This window comes from Rhodococcus sp. ENV425 (genome assembly GCF_002887785.1).
Lineage (GTDB): Bacteria > Actinomycetota > Actinomycetes > Mycobacteriales > Mycobacteriaceae > Rhodococcus > Rhodococcus aetherivorans.
On the sequence record NZ_PCZU01000302.1, the window covers coordinates 1 to 905 of the forward strand.

1 protein-coding gene is annotated in these 905 nt (G+C 75.1%); it reads left to right on the forward strand.

Annotated elements, in window-relative coordinates; all coding sequences use genetic code 11:
• The coding region (locus CQZ88_RS32155; RefSeq protein WP_258008864.1) for a phosphopantetheine-binding protein at nucleotides 1–905 on the forward strand (905 nt) is incomplete at both ends.

Consider the following 905-nt stretch of genomic DNA (forward strand, 5'->3'; position numbering starts at 1 on the left):
GTTTCCGCATCGAGCTGGGGGAGGTGGAGGCGGCGCTGCTGCGCTGCCCCGGCGTCGCCCGCGCCGTCGTGGTGCTCCACCGCGACGACCGCGCCGCCGACCGCCTCGTCGGGTACGTGGTTCCGGAGACCGCCGCGACCGTGGATGTGGCCGCCACGCTGAACCGGGTCGCCGGTGACCTCGCCGCCTACATGGTCCCGGCCACTCTCGTCGTCCTCGACACCCTGCCGGTCACGGCCACCGGCAAGCTCGACCGCAAGGCCCTGCCCGACCCCGACTTCGGGGCGCTGGCCACCGAGACCCGTGCCCCCGCCGGCCACCTCGAAAAGCAGCTCGTCGAGCTGTTCGCGCAGGTCCTCGGCCTCGAGACGGTCGGAGTGGACGACTCGTTCTTCGCGCTCGGCGGCGACAGCATCATGTCCATCCAGCTGGTCTCGCGCGCCCGGGCCGCCGGGATCGAGCTGACCCCTCGGGATGTGTTCGAACGCAAGACCCCCGCCGCGCTCGCCGCCGTCGCCACCCTCGGCGACGGCCCGGCCGTCCTCGCCGAACTGCCCGGCCGCGGCGTCGGCCCCGTGCCCCTGACCCCGATCGTGCGGTGGATGCTCGAACGCGGCGGCAGCATCGACCGCTACTCCCAGGCCGCGCTGCTGCGGCTGCCCGCCGGCCTGGACCGCGTCACCCTCGCGGCCACGCTGCAGACGGTGCTGGACCGGCACGACATGCTCCGCGCCCGCCTCGTCCCCGACGTGGACGACCCCGCCGGGGTCGGCCTGCAGGTCCGCGGTCCCGGCGCGGTCACCGCCGACACGCTCATCCACCGCGTCCCCGTCACCACCGCCGCCGACACCGACGACTTCTTCGCCCTCGCCGCCGCCGAACTCGACGCCGCCGCCGACCGGCTC